Genomic DNA, 21,487 nt, shown 5'->3' on the forward strand with positions numbered 1-21,487 from the left:
CATGATAAGACGCGTCAGCGTCGCATCAGGCATTGTGCGCCAACCGCCGGATGCGGCGTAAACGCCTTATCCGGCCTACGGTTCGGCATAAACTTGTAGGCATGATAAGACGCGTTAAGCGTCGCATCAGGCATTGTGCGCCAACCGCCGGATGCGGCGTAAACGCCTTATCCGGCCTACGGTTCGGCACAGACTTGCAGGCATGACTAAGACGCGTCAAGCGTCGCATCAGGCATTGTGCGCCAACTGCCGGATGCGGCGTGAACGCCTTATCCGGCCTACGGTTCGGCATAAACTTGTAGGCATGATAAGACGCGTCAGCGTCGCATCAGGCATTGTGCACCAACTGCCGGATGCGGCGTAAACGCCTTATCCGGCCTACGGTTCGGCACAAGCCTGTAGGCATGATAAGACGCGTCAGCGTCGCATCAGGCATTGTGCACCAACTGCCGGATGCGGCGTAAACGCCTTATCCGGCCTACGGTTCGGCATAAACTTGTAGGCATGATAAGACGCGTTAAGCGTCGCATCAGGCATTGTGCACCAACTGCCGGATGCGGCGTGAACGCCTTATCCGGCCTACGGTTCGGCACAGGCTTGTAGGCATGATAAGACGCGTCAAGCGTCGCATCGGGCATCGGCGCACAACTGCCGGATGCGGCGTAAACGCCTTATCCGGCCTACGGTTCGGCACAGGCCTGTAGGCATGATAAGACGCGTCAGCGTCGCATCAGGCATTGTGCGCCGACTGCCGGATGCGGCGTGAACGCCTTATCCGGCCTACGGTTCGGCACAGACTTGTAGGCATGATAAGACGCGTTAAGCGTCGCATCAGGCATTGTGCGCCAACCGCCGGATGCGGCGTAAACGCCTTATCCGGCCTACGGTTCGGCACAGACTTGTAGGCATGATAAGACGCGTCAGCGTCGCATCAGGCATTGTGCACCGACTGCCGGATGCGGCGTGAACGCCTTATCCGGCCTACGACACGTTAAACAACGTATACGTGTTATTAAGCAACACTTCGGCAATCTCATCCGCTGATTCCGGGCGTAACTCGCAAAGTACGGCAAACACCCGCGCAGCCTGCTCCGGGCGGTTAGGCTGCCCCTGAAAACCGTTGAGCGGCATATCCGGCGCATCGGTTTCCAGCAACAACGATGCCAGCGGTAATTTTGCGATGACATCGCGGGTTTTACTGGCGCGTGGATAGGTGATAGTACCGCCTACGCCAATTTTGTAGCCCAGTTGCACAAACCGTTCGGCCTGTTGCAGGCTACCGGAAAAACCGTGAACCACGCCAGTGCGTGGCAAATCGTGGCGTTTAAGATGCATCGCCAGTTTGTCGTGCGTGCGCCGTGAATGAAGGATCACCGGCAGATCGTAGTGTTTCGCCAGTTTCAGTTGTTCATCAAGTAGCCACTGCTGCCTCTCAAATTGCGGATCGTCACCAAAGAGATCCAGGCCGATCTCCCCCACCGCCACCACCTTCGCCGGACGCCTTTCCAGCACCAGCTGTAGCTGATCCAACGATGCATCGTTATGTTTTTCCAACATACCAGGATGCAAACCCAATGCGGCATACAGCGGTTGATAAATTTCCGCTAACGCCTGCACGCGGGCAAAATTTTCTGCCTCTGTCGCCGGAACAATGATCTTGCCTACGCCCGCTTGTGCCGCACGTTGCAGGCTGGCCTCTTCATCGCCGCTAAACGGCGGGAAATCAAAATGGCAGTGGGTATCGATAAAACGGCAAATCAAGCCAGATCCTCATTGTTAAATGTCGGGTCGTTCGCCTGCGGTGCATCGATAACTTCGGTAACCAGCGTATCGTTGGCAACTGGCGCAGGTGGAATCACGATCGACTCCGGCGTCACTACCGGCACCAGATGGCGGCTCAGCGGCGCTTTTTCAGTTAATAGCTTACCAACCGTGGCGAGGAAATAACGCCCGCATAAACGCCCAAGTTTATAGTCTTCGCGCAGTGCCGGAAGCCGACTGCCGAGCGCGATACTATGCAATGGCTTCGGTGGATAAATTTCGAATATCCGCAGCTGGCCCGGTGGTTTCTCAATAAATTGCTGAATATCACGATAGCTGGTTTCATGATGCTGCACCAGATTGACCAGCGGCTGCAGGCTACTGTCACCCAGCCAACGTTCCATGCGTTTGAACCACTGCGGCGTATAGTACATTTGCGACGGCACGGTGCGAATCACCACCAGTGTTTTCGCCCCCTGCCTTGCAGCCTCTTTAACCGGAATCGCATCACTGATCCCGCCATCCAGGTAGTTAATGCCTTCCAGCGACACTCCGCTACGATAAAAGCCAGGTATCGCACTGGAGGCGCGAATCACATCCAGCCAGTTTTGTTTGGTTGGTAAAAAGTAATTCGGCGCATAGTCGTCCTGACGACAGGCGCACATATAAAACGATTTGCCGCTGTCAAACAACCGCGCGGCGGTATCCATTTGCAACGGCATCTGGCTTGCGGTAGCCTCCACCAGCCAGTCGAGATCGATAAGATTTCCTCCACGGACAAAACGCAATGGATCGAAAAATTCGCGTTTTGTGGTATAGCGCATGATAACTTTGCGCGCGTAACCGGGCTGATTACAAATATACGCCGAAAGGTTCTGCGCCCCGGCTGATGTGCCAAGATAAAGATCGAAAGGATTAAACTGCGCGCGCATAAACTCATCCAGCACACCAGCCGTGAAAATTCCACGCTGCCCGCCGCCTTCGCACACCAGAGCAATTCGTCCGGGCTGGAACGGCCTTAGCGACAACGGCGCAATATTACCAAGCGTTACAGGTATTCGCTGCCCCACCTCTGCCTTCCTGTTTTTATTGTGAAAGAATGACAAAGTAACGCAATTTATTATTCGCTAAAACCGCAAAAGCCAGTCCGTTGGACTGGCTTTGGATAAAATTTTCTTAATGGTCTGAAGGCTAGGGTCGTTTTCGCCCCATGAACAAACTCACCAGGAACAAAATAATCCCGACGACAAAGACAATTTTAGCTGCGCCTGCAGCTGTACCAGCCAGACCACCAAACCCAAGTGCGGCGGCGATTAACGCGATAACCAGAAATATGATGCCCCAACGAAACATAAGCGTCTCCTTTACCATAGTTAATGTCACCGCTTGATATGAGCGTGAAAATCACTCAATGCGATATTTTTAGTGTGGTGCACATCGCGCCTCCCGACAAAGTTCGGGAGGTCGAATTACGACGAATTACTTAGTTTTCAGATCATTTTTAACGCTTTTCACACCATCTACCGCTTTGGCGATACTTTCAGCACGGTCACTTTGTGCCTGAGAATCTACGGTACCGGAGAGCTGAACCACGCCATCGGTGGTTTCAACTTTCACTTTACGCGAAGGGACGATATCGTCTGCCAGCAGTTTGGCTTTGATTTCACTGGTGGTGGCAGTGTCACCCGCGTAGCCCTTCACAGAGCCTTCTTTAGCGTCGCGAACGTGTAGTTTGTCGCTAACGGACGTCACGCCTTCAACGCCTTTCGCCACTTTTACTGCCTCTTCGGCCTGGGCCTGGCTTTCAACGAAACCGCTCAGGGTCACGACTTTTTGATCGGTTTTGACAGAGATATCGGTGCTCTTGATGCTGTCATGATCCACCAGGGCCGCCTTCACTTTCGCGGTGATGGCACTGTCATCCATGAAATTACCGACTTTATTCATAGAACTATCGACTTTTTGCCCTGCGCTTTCATTGGTGCTCTGCGCGTTGTTTTCCGCGTAGGCAGAGCCGGTCGCGACGGCAGAGGTCAACATTACAGCCAGCAGAGTTTTCGAAATCTTCAGTCTTGTCATAGTCATCGATTTATTCCTGTATGTTTGCTCATAATTTGAGCCAGGCAACACGAGGTTGCATTGCTGAATAGGGAGAGACTTCACCCTCTACAGAAGTCAATGGTCGCCATCACAAAAGCGATGGGTAATGAATAACGACCATTACAGCCTCTGAATCAGTTATTAATATCGGTAGAATGACAATCGACGGCTTTAGATACTGATATCTACGCATTGAACGGTATTTAACGCCGTCAGAAATGTCATTACTTTGTTAAATATAGATCACAATTTTGAAACTGCTCGGGATATCAGCTAAAACATAAGCAAAAGTGAATGTTTTAAGAACATTCCGTAAGCGGCTAATAAGGAAGGGAAATTGACAGGGCGCAGCGGCTGCTGCGCCCTGGAGGCAAGAATTAATGCTCGCGGGTCTGGTGGAACTGAACGTCCGGGTAACGTTCCTGCGCCAGGCGCAGGTTGACCATGCTGGTGGCGATATATGCAAGGTTATCGCCGCCATCAAGCGCCAGTTGGCTTTCGTTCTTACGCTTGAACTCTTCGAATTTCTTCGCGTCGGCGCATTCTACCCAGCGGGCAGTGGCAACGTTGACTGACTCATACACGGCTTCAACGTTGTATTCGCTCTTCAGGCGCGATACCACCACATCAAACTGCAACACACCAACCGCACCAACAATCAGATCGTTGTTGGAGATCGGACGGAACACCTGCACCGCCCCCTCTTCGGAAAGCTGTACCAGCCCTTTGAGCAGCTGTTTTTGCTTCAGCGGATCTTTCAGACGGATACGACGGAACAGTTCCGGCGCAAAGTTCGGGATACCGGTGAACTTCATCATCTCACCCTGAGTAAAGGTGTCGCCGATCTGAATAGTGCCGTGGTTGTGCAGACCAAGGATGTCGCCCGGATACGCTTCTTCAACGTGCGAACGGTCGCCCGCCATAAAGGTCAACGCGTCGGAGATCACCACATCTTTTGCGGTGCGCACCTGGCGCAGCTTCATGCCTTTTTCATATTTACCAGATACCACACGCATAAACGCGACGCGGTCACGGTGTTTCGGGTCCATGTTGGCCTGAATTTTAAATACGAAGCCAGTAAATTTGTCTTCGCTCGATTCTACAGTACGGGTATCAGTCTGACGCGGCATCGGCGCAGGCGCCCACTCCACCAGGCCATCCAGCATATGATCGACACCGAAGTTACCCAGCGCAGTACCAAAGAACACTGGAGTAATTTCACCCGCAAGGAACAGTTCTTTGTCAAACTCGTTAGATGCGCCTTTCACCAGTTCCAGCTCGTCACGCAGCTGTTGTGCCAGATCTTCACCAACCGCAGCATCGAGATCCGGGTTATTCAGCCCTTTAACAATGCGGACTTCCTGAATGGTATGACCTTTACCGCTCTGATAAAGATAGGTTTCATCTTTATAAAGGTGGTAAACGCCTTTAAACAATTTACCGCAACCAATCGGCCAGGTGATTGGCGCACAACCGATTTTCAACTCATTTTCAACTTCATCGAGCAGTTCCATCGGATCGCGGATATCACGGTCAAGTTTGTTCATAAAGGTGAGGATCGGCGTATCGCGCAGACGGGTAACTTCCATCAGCTTGCGGGTACGATCTTCAACACCTTTTGCAGCGTCGATTACCATCAGGCAGCAGTCCACTGCCGTCAGGGTACGGTAGGTATCTTCCGAGAAGTCTTCGTGCCCCGGGGTGTCGAGCAGGTTTACCAGGCAGTCGTGATACGGAAACTGCATCACAGACGTGGTAATGGAGATCCCACGCTGCTTTTCCATCTCCATCCAGTCCGACTTGGCGTGCTGGTTAGAACCACGTCCTTTTACCGTACCGGCGGTCTGAATGGCCTGTCCGAACAGCAGCACCTTCTCGGTGATGGTGGTTTTACCGGCGTCCGGGTGAGAAATAATGGCAAAAGTGCGGCGCTTCGCCACCTCTTGCAAATAAGGAGACAACGTCATAATTCTTTCTTCTTGAGTAAGCGGCATTGCGCCGCGCTTGTTGAAAACGAAAAATTGCGGCTATTTTACCCATCAATGGGGGGGAGGCAATCAGTGTTTACACAGGAGCTGCTCCAGTTCGTGCAACGAAGAAACGGTCCAGGTGGGCGTGATGCCTTCTGGTTGTTCACGATGGTGCGCATTCAGCCAGCAGGTCGCAAGCCCGGCGTTAATACCACCAATGATATCGGACTCGGCAGTGTCACCAACCATCAGCACGCGTGAACGGTCAGGATTACCCGCCTGTTCCAACGCATAATCGAAAATTTCCTTATTCGGTTTGGCAACGCCAACTTCTTCGGAAATCACCAGCAAATCGAAATAATCACGCAGGCCCGTGCGTTCCAGACGCACTTGCTGCAAGGCGCTAAAACCGTTGGTGATGATGCCAATTTTAGCATTGCCACGAATGGCGTTAAGCAGAGAAACCGCCCCCGGCAAGGGCGTGCAGATTTCTGCCATCGCATTAATAAAGGCCTCGTTGAGTTTACCCGGCTCGACGTTCAGTCGTTCGGCCCAGCTCTCAAAACGCCCGTGCTGGAGCTGTAATGAAGTGATCGCGCCGTTTTGATAATCCACCCACAGAGGCTTGTTAACGGCCTGATAGTCCTGAAAATCTTCAGCGGTAAAGGTGACGCTGTAATCAAGAAACATTCGCTGCAAGCCGGTGAACGAGTCAAAGGTAAACAGCGTTTCATCGGCATCAAAGAAAATCCAGTCCCACTTCATTATTCCACCTTGTCTTACATACTGATTGGCAACGCCATAATGATGGCGTCTTCGCGACCGTCCGTGGTGGGGTAGTAGTTGCGACGAATTGTCGCCTCGTTAAAGCCTAAACTTTCGTACAGAGCAATGGCAGCAGCGTTTGAAGCACGGACTTCCAGCCATAGCGTCGCCACGCCGCGTTTTTCCAGTTCGTCGATCAAATGTTCCAGCAGCGCCCTTCCCAGTCCTTGACGCTGATAGTCGGGATCAACAGCAATATTGAACAATGTAGCTTCATCCAGCACCACTTGCGTAATCGCAAACGCCGCCATTTTGCCGTTTTGCCTCAACTGAAAGTTGAGATAGCGTTCGCCCTGGTTGCTGGCAAAGGTTTTTTCACTCCACGGAAAGGCGTGGGCGCGTTGTTCAATGTGGAAAGCCACGGGTAAATCAGTCGTTTCGAGGGAAGAAATCGTGTTCATATGTGCAAATTTGTTGCCATAACGCGGCGCGTGCCGTTGGGTTTGCCCGTAATTCGGTGAGCCCCGGTGATGCCACCTGAGCGCCTTCCAGTGATAGTTGTTCGTCAGTACCCAACCGCCAGCTGTTGCAGCGACTGCCTTGCGGCAGCATCGCGATCTTTTCTGGCGTCAGTTGCAGCACTTGATCGGGGCTGACAGTTAATGCGCGCAGAACGTCGCTCACCAGAGGATCGGTCAGGGCGGGAAGATCGTTTGCCACCATCACCAGACGAACGTGTGCCGGGATCGCAATGGCAATCTCCCCCTGCAACGCGCCAGGGCGACGCAGCGACCACTGGGTAATGCCCAGCTGCTGTAACTGCCAGTCTCGTCGGGATGTCATAGCGAATCGCTCCTGTTGTCAGGGGCGCAAATATAGCAAATTCGTCGATACCGCGCCAACATATGGCTATAATCGCCGCCAGTATCAATTGAGGAGCATTCCATGTCTGCATTTACCCCGGCAAGTGAAGTCTTGCTGCGTCACAGTGATGATTTCGAACAAAGCCGTATTCTGTTTGCCGGAGACTTACAGGATGACCTGCCCGCGCGTTTAGATACCGCGACCAGTCGTGCTCATACCCAGCAATTCCACCACTGGCAGGTGTTAAGTCGCCAGATGGGTGATAACGCCCGCTTTAGTCTGATCGCCACGGCAGATGACGTCGCAGATTGCGATACGCTGATTTACTACTGGCCGAAGAACAAACCAGAAGCCCAGTTCCAGTTGATGAATATACTTTCTCTGCTGCCGGTAGGGACGGATATTTTTGTCGTGGGCGAGAACCGCAGCGGCGTGCGCAGCGCCGAGCAAATGCTGGCAGATTATGCGCCGTTGAATAAGGTAGACAGCGCCCGTCGCTGTGGCCTCTATTTTGGTCGTCTGGAAAAGCAACCCGTGTTTGATGCCGATAAATTCTGGGGCGAATATAACGTGGATGGCCTGACGGTCAAAACGCTGCCGGGCGTGTTTAGCCGCGACGGTCTGGATGTCGGTAGCCAGTTGCTGCTCTCGACACTAACTCCGCACACCAAAGGTAAAGTGTTGGATGTCGGCTGCGGCGCGGGTGTGCTTTCGGTTGCCTTTGCGCGCCACTCACCGAAGATTCGTCTCACGTTGTGCGATGTCTCTGCGCCAGCGGTAGAAGCCAGCCGTGCAACACTTGCGGCCAACGGTATTGAAGGTGAAGTCTTTGCCAGCAACGTCTTTTCTGAGGTGAAAGGTCGTTTTGATATGATCATCTCCAACCCACCGTTCCACGATGGGATGCAAACCAGCCTGGATGCGGCGCAAACGCTGATTCGCGGTGCAGTGCGTCATCTTAACAGCGGCGGCGAGTTGCGAATTGTAGCGAACGCCTTCCTGCCTTATCCGGACGTGCTGGATGAGACATTTGGCTTCCACGAAGTTATCGCGCAAACCGGGCGTTTCAAGGTGTATCGCGCCATTATGACCCGCCAGGCGAAGAAAGGTTAAATATCTCGCCGCAAGCCTTGTCGGATGCGGCGTGAACGCCTTATCCGACCAACCAAACCTGCACGTTAGCCTCCTGATGAATATTTTTCCAGCAATTACACCTCCGTCGATAATTAACTATTGACGAAAAGCTGAAAACCACTAGAATGCGCCTCCGTGGTAGCAATTCTTTTTAAGAATTGATGGTATGCGAAGGTGGCGGAATTGGTAGACGCGCTAGCTTCAGGTGTTAGTGTCCTTACGGACGTGGGGGTTCAAGTCCCCCCCCTCGCACCAAAAACCACGTTGATATTGCTCGCACTGGGCGAAGGTGGCGGAATTGGTAGACGCGCTAGCTTCAGGTGTTAGTGTTCTTACGGACGTGGGGGTTCAAGTCCCCCCCCTCGCACCAAACGAAGCGATATCAAAAAAGTAAGATGACTGTGCGAAGGTGGCGGAATTGGTAGACGCGCTAGCTTCAGGTGTTAGTGTCCTTACGGACGTGGGGGTTCAAGTCCCCCCCCTCGCACCAATTATCTTTACTTCCTTTCTTGTCTTTTCCCCTGTTTTATCATCCATGATTCCAGTTCATTATCGTCAGCATGACGCCAGAAATAAGCGCCAGGCACGATGGTAGCAAAACGTAATGCCGTAACTGTTTGTGATACAGCATCACTGGCGTCAACACTAATCCCATCAGAATCACAATCCTCCACTGATCCGGCGATAAATCCGCATATGCCAGCCCTGCAATCAGCAATCCCGGCAGCAACACTCCCCAGCCACTGCCCAGCGTACGTTGCAACATGGTTTCATCTCTTTCATTGATAATGATAACTAATATCATATGATAATTTTTATCATTTGCAAGTCAGAGAAATCCCTTGCTATCGGGTAGACCTATCGATAGGATTAGCAATCATTATCATTTAGATTGCTATCACGATTATGGCTTATCGTTCCGCACCGCTCTTTGAAGATGTTATCTGGCGAACGCATCTCCAGCCGCAGGATACTGAGCTTGCACAAGCAGTACGTGCGACGATCGCCGAACATCGTGAACATTTGCTGGAGTTTATCCGTCTGGATGAACCCGCCCCACTAAACGCCATGACGCTGGCGCAATGGTCATCACCGAATGCGCTAAGTTCTCTACTGGCGGTCTATTCTGATCATATCTACCGTAACCAACCCTTGATGATCCGCGAGAACAAACCGCTGATCTCACTGTGGGCGCAATGGTATATCGGCCTGATGGTGCCACCATTAATGCTGGCTCTGTTAACGCAGGAAAAAGCATTAGACCTTTCCCCGGAACATTTCCACGTTGAGTTTCACGAAACCGGACGCGCCGCCTGTTTCTGGGTCGATGTGTGTGAAGATAAAAACGCAACACCACATTCGCCGCAGCAGCGAATGGAAACGTTAATCAGCCAGACGCTGGTTCCGGTAGTGCAGGCATTAGAAGCCACTAGAGAGATTAACGGTAAACTTATCTGGAGTAATACCGGTTATTTGATCAACTGGTATCTGACAGAGATGAAGCAGCTGCTCGGCGAGGCAACGGTTGAATCGCTGCGTCATGCCCTCTTTTTTGAGAAAACGCTCACTACCGGTGAAGATAATCCACTCTGGCGTACAGTGGTGCTGCGCGACGGCCTGCTGGTGCGGCGCACTTGCTGCCAGCGTTATCGCTTACCGGATGTTCAGCAATGTGGGGATTGTACGCTGAAATAGAAAACGTTGCCGGGGAAGTAAACCCGGCATTAGGCATATTAAAAAGGATGCAACACGTTACTTGTTTCGCAATGCCGCATACATAACAGAATATCTGCGGCCTCCAACAATCCTGCATCAGAACTGACGCCCAGTTTCGACATCACATTAAATTTATGCGCGCGGATCGTTTTGATATTGCGTTTAAGCTGCTCGGCAATTTGTGTCATTGAGTAGCCACGCGACATAAAGCGCAATATTTCTCTCTCCGTCGGGCTTAGCGTCCGGCTTTGGTTAATGTACCACTGATTGTTCAGTCGATCGGTCGCCTGACGCACACCATTTAATGACAAAAAAAGTTCCTGATGGAAAATTTCCAGCGTCGACGCTTTACTTAATACCCCGTCCAGCGGTGATGGCGACAGTGAACCAATCAGCCGAGCTTCAATATCATCATCCGCAATAACTAAACGCCGGGTTCGCGGAAACTTAATCGCCAGTTCGGTCAGGCAAGATAATCCCTCTCTGCGCTCACTTCTCATGGCAGAAAAAGAAAAAATGACCGCCGCAAATGAGAGCCGCGACATAGCATCCTGAAATGATTCCTGACTAGTATAGGTATGGAGCTTATAAGGGTTACTCGCAAACTTTCTGAATAAACTCTCAATACCGATACTGCTCATGACGCATTTTTCTATGAGAGCGACATTTCTCTTCTTAATTCGGCTGTGTTCCATTCTGCGGCATCTCCATAAACAGAAGGCAAGTTAAGTTCTCTTGCCCCCTGCGCGCTATTTATCCATGCATACATTTCAGCGTTGCTGTGAATTGCTAGTCGACGCATCGCACTGTTTTTTTGGGCGCTGATAGTTTTATTACTTTTCTTAAGCAATGAAGCTATCTGGTTGATACCCCATCCTTTGCCTAATAGCCGCAGCACTTTGCGTTCTGAAAGAGTGAGAATGACGGAGCGATAGCTAAAATCATGAGTTTCAATCATTACCGGAGAGGTCAACATGGCGCTGATACGCTCTGCGTGCGTATTGCCGGAACGTACGGTCTTAACCAGATTCTCAATGGGTTCAACATCGGACAATAACGTCGCCGTAGGGCACATAAGCAGTTCTACGGCCAGGGAATACCAGGAACGAGACACCATGAAAACCCAGTGAATTTCCCGATATTGTGAAATTAAAGAATAATAATGTTCACAAACAGAACGTGGATCTTCACTTTCACCGGTTAAATCAGCGATGACTAATCCGGAGCGACGTAATTGTAATAAAGTAAGGTCCTCTGCTGAGGTGCTGGATATTATTTCATATTCAGGGAAGTGAGTCCTCATGACCTCTTTTAACCCTGCTTGCATAACAGGTATTTTACTGATAACAATTCCATTTTTGCAGCATCCTGGCAACATATTTCCTCCACATCCACTGTCTAAAAATCATGATGGCTTATTCAGGACATTCATTCCTTAAATGATTCCAACAAATCAATAGACTACGCGAATAAATTATCCTTAGTATTCACTTTCATATCAGCATACTCCTGCTGCACAACAACTCCACTCCATGTGTCAGAAGGTTAGCATCAAATGATAACCTGGTGAAATAGCCTGGAGACATTTAAAATATCTAAATTAAGTTGTTAGAAATACTTAATGAAAAACAGAAATTTCATTCATTCAATTTATAATTAAATGATATCCCTTCCCACAGAATAAAAATCACGAAACCAATATTTATTCAATAAAATCTGATGGTTCTAACTTGTTAAAATTAAAAACCGCGCGCAGCCATCTATTATCCTGATTCGTAAAGGCCAAACAATTAATTCATTACAGTGATAATATTCATGCGATAGTTATTTGCGGCAAGTGATAATTCACTTTTTCATCACCGATGCTTCTTCCTATAACCAGGATTAATCAGCGCAATTTTGATCTTAACCTCCCTCAAAACAGCCATGCTTCATGATACAAATGGATTCTCATTATCTGAACAATACGCAGCGCGTCTATGACAAAGGGCGAGTTATGCAAACTGAGCAACAGCGAGCCGTAACACGGCTTTGTATCCAGTGTGGATTATTTCTTTTGCAACATGGTGCGGAAAGCGCGTTGGTTGATGAGCTTTCCTCACGACTGGGTCGGGCGTTGGGGATGGACAGCGTCGAAAGTTCTATCTCTTCAAACGCCATCGTGCTGACAACGATTAAAGATGGGCAATGCCTGACATCGACACGTAAAAATCACGATCGCGGCATTAATATGCATGTGGTGACTGAAGTCCAGCACATTGTGATTCTGGCAGAGCATCATCTGCTGGATTACAAAGGCGTCGAGAAACGATTTAGCCAAATTCAGCCATTACGTTACCCAAGATGGCTGGTAGCCTTAATGGTTGGCCTTTCTTGCGCCTGTTTCTGTAAACTCAATAACGGTGGCTGGGATGGTGCCGTCATCACCTTCTTTGCCAGTATGGCCGCGATGTATATCCGCCAGCTGTTGGCACAACGCCACCTTCATCCGCAGATCAACTTTTGCCTCACCGCTTTCGCCGCCACCACCATTTCCGGTTTGCTTTTACAGCTCCCCACTTTCAGCAATACACCCACCATTGCGATGGCCGCCAGCGTTCTGCTGCTGGTGCCGGGCTTTCCGTTGATTAATGCCGTCGCCGATATGTTTAAAGGCCACATCAATACCGGACTGGCACGCTGGGCGATCGCCAGTCTTCTGACGCTGGCGACCTGCGTCGGCGTGGTGATGGCACTGACGATTTGGGGGCTACGCGGATGGGTGTGATCGAATTTCTGTTAGCGTTGGCGCAGGATATGCTCCTCGCCGCCATTCCTGCGGTCGGCTTTGCGATGGTGTTTAACGTTCCCGTTCGGGCGTTACGCTGGTGTGCGCTGCTTGGCGCGATTGGTCATGGTTCCCGAATGATCTTAATGACCAGCGGGCTAAATATTGAGTGGTCAACTTTTATGGCCTCTATGCTGGTCGGCACCATCGGTATTCAATGGTCGCGCTGGTATCTGGCGCATCCGAAAGTATTTACCGTAGCGGCCGTTATCCCTATGTTCCCTGGTATCTCTGCTTATACCGCAATGATTTCGGCGGTGAAAATCAGCCAGTTAGGTTACAGCGAACCGTTGATGATTACCCTGTTAACCAACTTTCTTACAGCGTCATCGATTGTTGGCGCGTTATCCATCGGCCTTTCCATTCCTGGATTATGGTTGTACCGCAAGCGCCCTCGCGTATAAAATTGCCTCGCTTAAGGCACGCGGATGAGAGACAGCCACCTCTCCTCCGTGTGTTACTATAAAAGTTATCTCCCTTCTCGTTCATCGTTCCATATTTGAGAAACAGTATGTCTTCCAGAGTTTTGACCCCGGACGTCGTTGGTATTGACGCCCTGGTACAGGATCACCAAACCGTTCTGGCAAAAGCTGAAGGCGGTATGGTTGCCGTATTTGCTAACAATGCCCCGGCGTTTTATGCCATCACGCCTGCACGCCTGGCTGAACTGCTGGCGCTGGAAGAAAAGCTGGCGCGTCCGGGAAGCGATGTCGCTCTGGACGATCAACTCTATCAGGAACCACCAACCGCTCCCGTTGCTGTACCAATGGGTAAGTTCGCCATGTATCCGGAATGGCAACCCGATGCCGACTTTATCCGCCTGGCGGCGCTATGGGGCATGGCGCTAAGAGAGCCAGTGACCACCGAAGAACTGGCCTCATTCATTGCCTACTGGCAGGCAGAAGGTAAAGTCTTTCACCATGTGCAGTGGCAACAAAAACTGGCGCGCAGCCTGCAAATCGGTCGTGCCAGCAACGGTGGGCTGCCGAAACGAGATGTGAATACGGTCAGCGAACCTGACAGCCAAATTCCACCAGGATTCAGAGGGTAACGATGAAAAACGTTGGCGATCTGATGCAACGCCTGCAAAAAATGATGCCTGCCCATATCAAACCTGCATTCAAAACGGGTGAAGAACTACTGGCCTGGCAGAAAGAACAAGGGGCGCTCCGCTCTGCCGCTCTCGAACGTGAAAATCGGGCGATGAAAATGCAGCGCACTTTCAACCGCTCCGGTATTCGCCCACTGCATCAGAACTGCTCCTTTGAGAACTATCGCGTTGAGTGTGAAGGGCAGATGAATGCGTTAAGCAAAGCGCGCCAGTATGTCGAAGAGTTTGACGGCAACATCGCCAGCTTCATCTTTTCTGGCAAGCCTGGAACCGGCAAAAACCATCTGGCGGCGGCAATCTGCAACGAGCTACTGCTACGCGGTAAATCCGTATTGATTATCACCGTGGCCGATATTATGTCGGCAATGAAAGATACCTTCAGAAATAGCAGTACCAGCGAAGAACAACTGCTTAACGATCTGAGCAACGTTGATCTGCTGGTGATCGATGAGATCGGCGTGCAGACCGAATCGAAATACGAAAAAGTGATCATCAACCAGATCGTCGATCGCCGTTCTTCTTCCAAACGCCCAACCGGGATGCTGACCAACAGTAATATGGAAGAAATGACCAAGTTGCTGGGCGAACGCGTGATGGATCGTATGCGCCTGGGTAACAGTTTGTGGGTGATCTTCAACTGGGATAGCTACCGTAGTCGGGTAACGGGTAAAGAGTATTAATCGCCGTTTCTGGCGCTATACTGCGCCACAATTCCACCTTGAGTAATGATGATGAAAACTGTTAAACACCTTTTGTGCTGTGCAATTGCCGCCAGCGCATTAATTTCTACCGGGGTGCATGCTGCATCCTGGAAAGATGCGCTCTCCAGCGCCGCCAGCGAACTTGGCAACCAAAACAGCACGACACAGGAAGGCGGTTGGTCGCTCGCTTCATTAACTAACTTGCTTAGTCGCGGGAGCCAGGCCTTAAGCGCAAATAACATGAACAATGCCGCAGGCATTCTGCAATACTGCGCGAAGCAAAAGCTGGCTTCGGTAACCGATGCAGAAAACATCAAGAATCAGGTGCTGGAAAAGCTGGGCCTGAACAGTGAAGAGCAAAAAGAAGACACCAACTATCTGGACGGCATTCAGGGGTTGCTGAAAACCAAAGATGGTCAGCAACTCAATCTGGATAACATCGGAACGACTCCACTGGCAGAAAAGGTGAAAACCAAAGCCTGCGATCTGGTGTTAAAGCAGGGGCTGAACTTCATTTCCTGAACCGCGAAACGCCGCGTTTTAGCTGTTCCCCGGCTGACGCGGCTCTCCCCCGCCCTTTTCCCTGCCCCTGGACGCTTTTCCCCCTGTTACACGGGAAGCGAGCGTGATCAAAAAAGTCTTTTTATAAACTAATTCCTAACAACATCGCATTTTTTTGACACTAGAATTGCAGCAATATGGCGGCGCCATTACATTGAGCGTCTAAAAAAGCTTAAACGTTGGCTAAACGGCCCGGTTTAGTGAGGATCGCCCGTTGTCAGAACTACTCTCTTTCGCCCTTTTTCTCGCCTCTGTGCTGATTTACGCATGGAAAGCAGGACGTAACACCTGGTGGTTTGCAGCCACCTTAACGGTGCTGGGGTTATTTGTCGTTTTAAATATCACCCTGTTTGCCAGCGACTATTTTACTGGTGATGGTATTAACGACGCGGTTCTCTATACCTTAACCAACAGCCTGACCGGTGCTGGCGTCAGCAAATACATTCTGCCGGGTATCGGCATTGTGCTGGGGCTGACGGCAGTATTCGGTGCGTTGGGGTGGATCCTGCGTCGTCGTCGTCATCATCCGCACCATTTTGGTTACAGCCTGCTGGCGCTCTTACTGGCTCTGGGTTCGGTGGACGCCAGCCCGGCATTTCGTCAGATAACAGAATTGGTAAAATCCCAGTCACGCGACGGCGATCCGGACTTTGCGGCTTATTATAAAGAACCGTCGAAAACTATCCCTGACCCAAAACTCAACCTGGTATATATCTACGGCGAAAGTCTCGAGCGGACCTATTTTGATAACGAGGCTTTCCCGGATCTCACGCCTGAACTGGGCGCGTTAAAAAATGAAGGACTGGATTTCAGCCATACACAGCAGCTGCCGGGAACGGATTACACGATTGCGGGCATGGTGGCTTCTCAGTGCGGCATTCCGCTGTTTGCCCCATTTGAAGGTAACGCCTCCTCCTCTGTCTCCAGCTTCTTCCCGCAGAACATTTGTCTGGGCGATATCCTGAAAAACTCGGGTTATCAGAACTATTTCGTGCAGGGCGCAAATCTGCGTTTTGCGGGCAAAGATGTGTTCCTGAAGTCGCATGGCTTCGACCACTTATACGGCTCAGAAGAGCTGAAAAGCGTGGTAGCAGACCCGCACTATCGCAACGACTGGGGATTCTACGACGATACCGTGCTGGATGAAGCGTGGAAAAAGTTTGAAGAGCTTTCCCGCTCTGGTCAGCGATTCTCACTGTTTACCCTGACGGTCGATACCCATCACCCGGATGGTTTTATTTCGCGCACCTGTAACCGCAAAAAATATGATTTTGACGGTAAGCCAAATCAGTCATTCAGCGCAGTAAGTTGCAGCCAGGAGAACATCGCAACGTTTATCAACAAAATCAAAGCATCACCGTGGTTTAAAGATACCGTCATCGTCGTCTCTTCTGACCATTTAGCGATGAATAACACGGCGTGGAAATACCTCAATAAGCAGGAGCGCAATAACCTGTTTTTTGTCATCCGTGGCGACAAGCCGCAGCAAGAGACGCTGGCGGTGAAACGTAACACGATGGATAACGGCGCGACGGTGCTGGACATTCTCGGTGGCGATAACTATCTCGGACTTGGTCGTAGCAGTTTATCCGGGCAGTCGATGTCGGAAATCTTCCTCAATATCAAAGAGAAAACATTGGCGTGGAAGCCGGATATCATCCGCCTGTGGAAATTTCCTAAAGAGATGAAAGAGTTTACCATCGACCAGCAGAAAAACATGATTGCCTTCTCGGGTAGCCATTTCCGTTTGCCGCTGCTGTTGCGGGTTTCAGACAAACGCGTAGAACCACTGCCAGAAAGTGAATACTCAGCGCCGCTGCGTTTCCAGCTGGCCGATTTTGCTCCACGTGACAATTTCGTCTGGGTTGATCGTTGCTATAAGATGGCGCAGTTATGGGCTCCGGAACTGGCACTCTCTACCGACTGGTGTGTCTCGCAAGGGCAGCTTGGCGGTCAGCAAATTGTTCAGCATGTTGACAAAACAACCTGGAAGGGCAAAACGGCATTTAAAGATACTGTCATCGATATGGCGCGTTACAAAGGCAATGTCGAGACGCTGAAGATTGTTGATAACGATATTCGCTACAAAGCCGACAGTTTCATTTTTAATGTCGCCGGTGCGCCGGAAGAGGTGAAACAGTTTAGCGGGATTTCCCGTCCGGAGTCGTGGGGCCGCTGGTCCAACGCGCAGCTGGGCGATGAAGTAAAAATCGAGTACAAGCATCCGCTGCCGAAGAAATTTGACCTGGTGATTACCGCCAAAGCATACGGCAATAACGCCAGCCGTCCCATCCCGGTACGCGTAGGCAATGAAGAACAAACCATCGTGCTGGGCAATGAAGTGTCCACTACCACCCTACATTTCGATAACCCAACCGATGCTGACACGCTAGTAATTGTGCCACCAGAACCCGTCTCAACCAACGAAGGGAATATCCTCGGACACTCGCCGCGTAAGCTTGGTATTGGTATGGTGGAAATTAAAGTGGTGGAACGTGAAGGATAATTTCTGACTGATTTGTAGGACGGAGAAGGCGCGACCTACACGTCTTCTCCGTCCTACAACACATTATTGAGACACAGAAAAAACAGCGCCCAACACGTCCCCGGACGCTGCATGGCAACGTTAATAATCCCGCATTATCAGAAAGTAATGACGCCCTTAATTAACTCACGATTGTTAATCACATCACGCTCGTAGGTTTCTGCCAGCGTGGCGAACGGGTAGCGATGGGTCAACATCATGTCGGCAGTAATTTTCCCTTCTGCCATCAGTCGACCGACTTTAGCGAAATCTTCCGGCGTAGCGTTTCGGCTGCCCATCATCGTGGTTTCTTTTTTATGGAATTCCGGATCGGAGAACTGCAGCTCACCTTTAAACAGGCCGACAAATACCACCGTGCCGCCGTGACGAATCAAATTAACGGTATTATTCATTGCATGTTGATTACCTGTCGCGTCGATCACTTTCTGCGCCAGCGAACCACCAAACTGCGCCCGCAGCTGGTCGTCAAAATCTTCGGCTGACGGGTCCAGCACGGGCAACTCCAGACGCGTTGCCACATGTTCACGGCGCGCCGGACTGGTATCTGCCACCACCACCTGTGCGCCATCGGCTTTAGCGATTGCCGCCGCCCCCAGACCGATTGGCCCCGCCCCGACCACCAGCACCTGCTCGCCGGGAGCAATGGCTGCACGGCGCACCGCATGAGCGCTAATAGCGAAAGGTTCAATCAACGCTGCTGCCTGCGGGTCAATACCGTCTGCGGGCAAAATGTTCGTCACCGGCACGCTCAAATACTCACTAAAACCGCCATCCTGATGCACGCCAATGACTGAAATTTTTTCACAGCAATTGGTACGACCGCTTTTACACGCCGGGCATTGCTGACAAGCAACATAAGGGATCACGGCAACTTGCTGTCCATTTTTAAGATCAGCAATATTTTTACCCAGCCCAACAATCTCCCCACATATTTCATGGCCTAAAACGCGTGGATAACTAAAAAATGGTTGATTTCCACCCCAGGCATGAATATCGGTACCACAAATCCCGACAGACTTAATTTTTATTAATGCTTCATTGTCACCTGGAATAGGTATCTCGCGTTGTTTCCAGACTAATTCTTTCGGCTGCTGGCAAATTAAAACATTCATCGTAGACATGATTCGGCTCTCCATCTTTTGTTGCCTTAGATATCAATGAAAATGAAAAATGGCAGCGGAACGGAAAATCTGTTTTGTGAAAACACACGCATAAAAATGTTTTAAATCGGGTTTTAATGGACTCACAAGGAGGAAAATATGAGTCGTTCACAAAATTTACGCCACAATGTGATTAACCAGGTCATTGATGATATGGCGCGGGGTCATATCCCTTCCCCACTTCCATCGCAAAGTGCGCTGGCGGAAATGTACAACATCAGTCGCACCACAGTGCGTCATATTCTCAGCCACTTACGCGAATGCGGCGTCCTGACGCAGGTCGGAAACGACGATGTTATTGTACGTAAACCTGACCACGATGACGGTTTCGCCTGCACTACCGCTTCAATGAGTGAACAAAACAAAGTGTTTGAGCAGGCTTTTTTCACGATGATAAACCAGCGCCAGTTACGCCCTGGGGAAACGTTTTCTGAACTGCAACTGGCGCGGGTGTCAGCCCAGTGGTAGTAAGGGAATATCTTTTAAAATTTGGCCGTTATAATCTTATTCAAAGCGAAAAGCGCGGCCAATGGAGCATGAAACAGTTCGATCAATCCTACGCCGAGCAGCTGTTTGAGCTGCGTGAGATGCTCGAAACGCATTCTCTGCAACGTTTTCTCAATTTGCCAGATGGCGACATTCGCTGGCAAAAAGCTCAGGATTTGCTGGAACGCCACCGTGCACTGCGTGACAACATCAGCGATAACTACCGGATGTTCTCAGTGTTGGATCGCGACTTTCATAATCTGCTGCTCAGCGCGGCAGAAAATGTCTTTTTTGATCACTCGCTGGAAATTGTATCTGTCATTTTTCACTTTCATTATCAATGGGATGAAAGCGATCTCAAACAACGAAATATCATTGCAGTGAATGAACACATGACTATTCTCAGCGCGCTAATCTGCCGTAATGATCTGAGCGCCACGGCGGCCTTACGCCAGCATTTACAAACCGCAAGACAGTCGATGATCCACGCTATCAACACCACCTGCAAAAAAGGACGCTCGCTTTAAATACCGATTAAAAACAAAAAAGCATTACCGTAACCACAATTTTTTGAAAAAAAATATGGCGCCAGACTGAGAGCTCTTAGGCTCAACTTTAAATTCATAGAAATAAAACCATGCGAATAGTTCGTATATATTCACATAACACAACCACAAATAAATAAACTCATAAGATTAATTTCACGGAGAGCAATAATGAGTCAGACATCTAATAAAAGAAATACCCTACTGGCGCTCGCTGTTGGCTCAATAATCGCCACTTTCTCTTTCAGTCAATCTGCCGAAGCGGCAGCAGAATATACCTTAAAAGTGGCTTATGAAAATAACCCTGGAGAACCCTTTGATCAGGCAATCCGTGAATGGGCGCGTTTATTCAGTGAAAAAACGGGCGGCAAAGGAGAACTAATCCCTTACCCGAGTTCACAATTAGGGTCTAAAAAAGACGTTATCGAACAGATGAAATTGGGTAGCCCACTCATTACCCTCGCCGATGGTGCATTTTTCTCTGATTATGTACCAGATTTTGGCATCATGTTTGGCCCTTACGTTGGCAAAAACTATCAGGACATTTTCCGTCTGAATCAATCCGGTTGGTACAAAGATCTCGAAAACAAGCTCGATGCGAAGGGTCTACATATTGTGACTAAAGACTGGCTCTACGGTACACGCCATATGTTGACCACCAAAATGGTCACCAAGCCGGAAGATTTGCATGGGCTGAAAATTCGCGTACCAAATAACCGTATTCAGATTGAAGGTATGAAAGCGATGGGCGCAACGCCTACGCCGCTGCCGCTTGCAGAAGTTTATACCTCATTGAATTTAAAAGTTATTGATGGTGCGGAGAACCCGATCCCTGTTTTGTACGGGCAAAAACACTATGAAGCCGCTAAGTATCTGATCCTCACTGGTCATGTTGAGAATGTCACCAACCTGGTGATGGGCAGTAAAACCTACAAAAAACTGCCGCCTGATGTCCAGGCCGCACTGGTAAGCTCTGGCGATGAAGCCGGGAAATACCTCACCGATCTGATACAAAAAGAGGAAAAGATGCTGATTGAAAAAATGAAAGCAGAAGGCGTCACGGTAGTAGAAGTTGATCGCAATCTGTTTAAAGAGGCATCCAAATCGTTCTACGGAAAATTCCCGGAATGGACACCCGGCCTGTACGAAAAAACCCAAGAAATTATCGCCCAGTAACGTAGAAACTGCGCAACTTACCGGTTGCGCAGGCTTATTTCTCTATTGATCGTTCGCTGGAAGGA

The 21,487-nt window shown here is 50.1% G+C and carries 21 protein-coding genes, 3 tRNA genes and 1 pseudogene; 13 read left to right on the forward strand and 12 right to left on the reverse strand.

Annotation, left to right across the window (positions count from 1 at the left end; all coding sequences use genetic code 11):
• Nucleotides 1-981 precede the first annotated feature (981 nt).
• From A7090_RS11285 to holD, 8 genes are all read right to left on the reverse strand, one after another.
• Entirely contained in the window at nt 982-1,761 is a 780-nt protein-coding gene (locus A7090_RS11285) for a metal-dependent hydrolase (protein ID WP_105274086.1), read from the reverse strand.
• A complete protein-coding gene (locus tag A7090_RS11290; RefSeq protein WP_105274087.1) occupies nt 1,758-2,831 on the reverse strand; it encodes a patatin-like phospholipase family protein in 1,074 nt (357 codons plus the stop codon). The genes A7090_RS11285 and A7090_RS11290 overlap by 4 nt, the downstream gene beginning before the upstream one ends.
• 121 nt (nt 2,832-2,952) lie before the next feature.
• Nucleotides 2,953-3,114 carry a DUF1328 domain-containing protein gene (locus tag A7090_RS11295; RefSeq protein WP_000490275.1) on the reverse strand — a complete coding sequence of 54 codons (162 nt, stop codon included), beginning with the start codon at nt 3,112-3,114 and terminating at the stop codon, nt 2,953-2,955.
• Between the two features lie 126 nt (nt 3,115-3,240).
• Entirely contained in the window at nt 3,241-3,846 is a 606-nt protein-coding gene (gene osmY / locus A7090_RS11300; protein WP_105274088.1) for a molecular chaperone OsmY, read from the reverse strand.
• Nucleotides 3,847-4,238: 392 nt separating this feature from the next.
• On the reverse strand, nt 4,239-5,828 hold the full coding sequence (gene prfC / locus A7090_RS11305; RefSeq protein ID WP_105274089.1) for a peptide chain release factor 3: 1,590 nt from the start codon (nt 5,826-5,828) through the stop codon (nt 4,239-4,241).
• 90 nt (nt 5,829-5,918) lie between these two features.
• Complete coding sequence (gene yjjG / locus A7090_RS11310; protein ID WP_105274090.1) at nt 5,919-6,596, reverse strand: pyrimidine 5'-nucleotidase; 678 nt, start codon at nt 6,594-6,596, stop codon at nt 5,919-5,921.
• Between the two features lie 14 nt (nt 6,597-6,610).
• Nucleotides 6,611-7,057: a ribosomal protein S18-alanine N-acetyltransferase gene (gene rimI, locus A7090_RS11315; RefSeq protein ID WP_105274091.1), complete on the reverse strand. Its 447-nt coding sequence runs from the start codon at nt 7,055-7,057 to the stop codon at nt 6,611-6,613.
• The gene (gene holD, locus A7090_RS11320; RefSeq protein WP_105274092.1) at nt 7,026-7,439 is read right to left on the reverse strand and encodes a DNA polymerase III subunit psi; all 414 of its coding nucleotides are present in this window, start codon (nt 7,437-7,439) and stop codon (nt 7,026-7,028) included. Before holD ends, rimI begins: the two co-directional genes overlap by 32 nt.
• A 102-nt stretch (nt 7,440-7,541) precedes the next feature.
• On the opposite strand from holD, the gene rsmC reads away from it, so the two are divergent.
• The 4 genes from rsmC to A7090_RS11340 all read left to right on the forward strand — a co-directional run bounded on the left by rsmC (nt 7,542) and on the right by A7090_RS11340 (nt 9,084).
• Nucleotides 7,542-8,573 (forward strand): 16S rRNA (guanine(1207)-N(2))-methyltransferase RsmC, encoded by a 1,032-nt coding sequence (gene rsmC / locus A7090_RS11325; RefSeq protein ID WP_105274093.1) that lies wholly within the window; start codon nt 7,542-7,544, stop codon nt 8,571-8,573.
• Between the two features lie 189 nt (nt 8,574-8,762).
• Nucleotides 8,763-8,849: transfer RNA gene (locus A7090_RS11330), tRNA-Leu, on the forward strand.
• Nucleotides 8,850-8,877: 28 nt separating this feature from the next.
• Nucleotides 8,878-8,964, forward strand: a tRNA-Leu gene (locus tag A7090_RS11335).
• A gap of 33 nt (nt 8,965-8,997) precedes the next feature.
• Nucleotides 8,998-9,084: transfer RNA gene (locus tag A7090_RS11340), tRNA-Leu, on the forward strand.
• 39 nt (nt 9,085-9,123) lie between these two features.
• On the opposite strand, the gene A7090_RS11345 is transcribed toward A7090_RS11340, so the two are convergent.
• The gene (locus tag A7090_RS11345) at nt 9,124-9,360 is read right to left on the reverse strand and encodes a DUF1435 domain-containing protein (protein WP_123056948.1); all 237 of its coding nucleotides are present in this window, start codon (nt 9,358-9,360) and stop codon (nt 9,124-9,126) included.
• A gap of 140 nt (nt 9,361-9,500) precedes the next feature.
• On the opposite strand from A7090_RS11345, the gene fhuF reads away from it, so the two are divergent.
• Entirely contained in the window at nt 9,501-10,289 is a 789-nt protein-coding gene (gene fhuF / locus A7090_RS11350; protein WP_105274095.1) for a siderophore-iron reductase FhuF, read from the forward strand.
• Nucleotides 10,290-10,327: 38 nt separating this feature from the next.
• On the opposite strand, the gene bglJ is transcribed toward fhuF, so the two are convergent.
• Nucleotides 10,328-11,005 (reverse strand): DNA-binding transcriptional activator BglJ, encoded by a 678-nt coding sequence (gene bglJ, locus A7090_RS11355; RefSeq protein WP_105274096.1) that lies wholly within the window; start codon nt 11,003-11,005, stop codon nt 10,328-10,330.
• Nucleotides 10,963-11,688: a helix-turn-helix domain-containing protein gene (locus A7090_RS11360; RefSeq protein WP_105274097.1), complete on the reverse strand. Its 726-nt coding sequence runs from the start codon at nt 11,686-11,688 to the stop codon at nt 10,963-10,965. The genes bglJ and A7090_RS11360 overlap by 43 nt, the downstream gene beginning before the upstream one ends.
• Nucleotides 11,689-12,306: 618 nt before the next feature.
• On the opposite strand from A7090_RS11360, the gene A7090_RS11370 reads away from it, so the two are divergent.
• From A7090_RS11370 to opgB, 6 genes are all read left to right on the forward strand, one after another.
• Nucleotides 12,307-13,077, forward strand: coding sequence for a threonine/serine ThrE exporter family protein (locus A7090_RS11370; RefSeq protein WP_105274133.1), 771 nt, complete (start codon nt 12,307-12,309; stop codon nt 13,075-13,077).
• Nucleotides 13,068-13,541, forward strand: a complete 474-nt coding sequence (locus A7090_RS11375) for a threonine/serine exporter (protein WP_105274098.1) — start codon at nt 13,068-13,070, stop codon at nt 13,539-13,541. The genes A7090_RS11370 and A7090_RS11375 overlap by 10 nt, the downstream gene beginning before the upstream one ends.
• A 107-nt stretch (nt 13,542-13,648) precedes the next feature.
• Nucleotides 13,649-14,188, forward strand: a complete 540-nt coding sequence (gene dnaT, locus A7090_RS11380) for a primosomal protein DnaT (RefSeq protein WP_105274099.1) — start codon at nt 13,649-13,651, stop codon at nt 14,186-14,188.
• Between the two features lie 2 nt (nt 14,189-14,190).
• Entirely contained in the window at nt 14,191-14,928 is a 738-nt protein-coding gene (dnaC, locus tag A7090_RS11385) for a DNA replication protein DnaC (protein WP_105274100.1), read from the forward strand.
• A 48-nt stretch (nt 14,929-14,976) separates the two neighbouring features.
• Nucleotides 14,977-15,471 carry a DUF2501 domain-containing protein YjjA gene (gene yjjA, locus A7090_RS11390; RefSeq protein WP_105274134.1) on the forward strand — a complete coding sequence of 165 codons (495 nt, stop codon included), beginning with the start codon at nt 14,977-14,979 and terminating at the stop codon, nt 15,469-15,471.
• A gap of 253 nt (nt 15,472-15,724) precedes the next feature.
• Entirely contained in the window at nt 15,725-18,016 is a 2,292-nt protein-coding gene (opgB, locus tag A7090_RS11395) for a phosphatidylglycerol--membrane-oligosaccharide glycerophosphotransferase (protein WP_105274101.1), read from the forward strand.
• Between the two features lie 137 nt (nt 18,017-18,153).
• Here opgB and lgoD read toward each other — a convergent pair whose 3' ends face one another.
• Entirely contained in the window at nt 18,154-19,176 is a 1,023-nt protein-coding gene (gene lgoD, locus A7090_RS11400) for an L-galactonate oxidoreductase (RefSeq protein ID WP_105274102.1), read from the reverse strand.
• Nucleotides 19,177-19,314: 138 nt separating this feature from the next.
• Between lgoD and A7090_RS11405 the strand changes: the two are divergent.
• Together A7090_RS11405 and A7090_RS11410 are read left to right on the forward strand one after the other, a co-directional pair.
• A pseudogene (locus A7090_RS11405) lies at nt 19,315-20,228 on the forward strand (GntR family transcriptional regulator).
• 189 nt (nt 20,229-20,417) lie between these two features.
• Nucleotides 20,418-21,422 (forward strand): C4-dicarboxylate TRAP transporter substrate-binding protein, encoded by a 1,005-nt coding sequence (locus A7090_RS11410; protein ID WP_105274103.1) that lies wholly within the window; start codon nt 20,418-20,420, stop codon nt 21,420-21,422.
• Nucleotides 21,423-21,487: the final 65 nt, after the last annotated feature.

Source organism: Escherichia sp. MOD1-EC7003 (genome assembly GCF_002965065.1).
GTDB lineage: Bacteria > Pseudomonadota > Gammaproteobacteria > Enterobacterales > Enterobacteriaceae > Escherichia.